The sequence below is a fragment of the Legionella sp. genome, from assembly GCF_965140895.1.
In the GTDB taxonomy this organism is placed as follows: Bacteria; Pseudomonadota; Gammaproteobacteria; order Legionellales; family Legionellaceae; genus Legionella.
On the sequence record NZ_CBCSKT010000108.1, the window covers coordinates 1 to 1,602 of the forward strand.

The window sequence follows — 1,602 nt, forward strand, 5'->3', positions numbered from 1 at the left end:
GGATGGACTGGGTCAGGATTGTTTTTTTGCACAGGACATTAAACTGCAACCTAATAAGAATACCCCTATCAAAACAATAATTTTTTTAAATCCCATAGTCATTTTTTATTTCCTTTTGAATCGATACCTATTAAGCATAACATACTGAATATTAGAATGTATTCCTCTTCTATTTGAGGATAATATGTCCCAACCCCAACACTACATCATTTATTTTTATTATATTCCTCCAAATAATTAATTATCTTGGTGACATCGTTAATGTTCATAGGCTTTGCAAAGCAAGGGTAAAGACTGTTTTTTAAAATTTTATGAGGTGATGTACTCAGTAATATAATGGGGGTCAGTTTATTAAAAATTGATTGTTCCCGGATAAGATCAGTCAGTTCAAAACAATCGCATTCTTTATTAAGCTCAGCATCAATCAAAATGACATGATAGGTTTTTAATTCCACCAAAACTAAGGTGGATTCAACATCCAAAGCCATATCGACACAATGCCCCAATTGAGTTATTTGAGCGCGTATAATAATCCGTGCGCCAAGAGAGGGTTCGGTTACTAAAAAATGCAATGACCCATTCATATATCACCTCTCAATACATAATCTCTTTTGTTAACACTCCCTTATTTCTTATTTTTAATGCCTACACACTGCATGCCTTAAAGCACTACAAATCCAAACATTCAAACTCACTCCTGAATTTTTTGCCGCCATGAATACATCTCGATGAAGCTCGGGCGAAATAGTGAGTGTCAATTGTCCTAATAAAGGTACTTCAGGCTCTTTAAATTGTTTCTCACAACTTTTTAGATAATGATCAATCGCTTCCATAAAGGCTTTTTTTAAATGGTGAGCCATAGTTGCCTGAAAAGTAATTACCGCTTGCGTATTAATTATTTCTCCAAAAAACAATTCATTGAGATCGTCAAATACCACATGTCCAATGTAGCCTTTATACTGCAACATAACGACCTCCTAACTCATGTAACAAGCGTACTATTTACGCCCTTTAATTACTTAATTAACGTGTCACTTTCGGCTAAATGAGTCTTTTTCATATAGCTTTTATGAGCGTTCAGCAATCGTAAACCATTTGCCACCACAATTAAACTAGCACCCATATCAGCAAATACAGCCATCCACAGGGTAGCTAATCCACTAAGAGCTAAAATAAAGAACACCAATTTAATAATCAGGGATAGGCTGATGTTTTGCTGTAGAATACGAGACGTTTTACGACTTAAGTGAATGTATAAAGGCAGCATCGCCAGATTATCATTCATTAAAGCGACATCGGCTGTTTCTAAAGCAGTATCAGTGCCTTTTCCCATAGCAAAACTTATAGTAGCTGCAGCCAAGGCTGGGGCATCATTAATTCCATCACCGACCATCCCTACTGCTTTATATTCCTTCAGAAGAAGACCAATAGCCTTCATTTTGTCTGTAGGTAATACATTCGCTTGTACTTCATCAATTCCTACAAGCGTTGCAATAGCACGAGCGGTAATGGCATTATCTCCGGTGAGCATCGCAGTTTTTATGCCTTGTTGATGCAAGGCTTCAATAGCCTTTTTTGTTGCAGGACTTGATTGTCCTTCTG

General features: G+C 36.6%; 3 protein-coding genes. All 3 read right to left on the reverse strand.

The annotated features are described in order from the left end of the window. Positions 1 to 206 precede the first annotated feature (206 nt). Complete coding sequence (locus ACQY7T_RS11310) at positions 207 to 584, reverse strand: hypothetical protein (RefSeq protein WP_428413478.1); 378 nt, start codon at positions 582 to 584, stop codon at positions 207 to 209. A 54-nt stretch (positions 585 to 638) separates the two neighbouring features. Continuing rightward, positions 639 to 968, reverse strand: coding sequence for a type II toxin-antitoxin system HicB family antitoxin (locus ACQY7T_RS11315; protein ID WP_133137691.1), 330 nt, complete (start codon positions 966 to 968; stop codon positions 639 to 641). A 47-nt stretch (positions 969 to 1,015) separates the two neighbouring features. After that, a partial coding sequence (locus ACQY7T_RS11320; RefSeq protein WP_428413480.1) for an HAD-IC family P-type ATPase occupies positions 1,016 to 1,602 on the reverse strand: 587 nt, incomplete at its 5' end.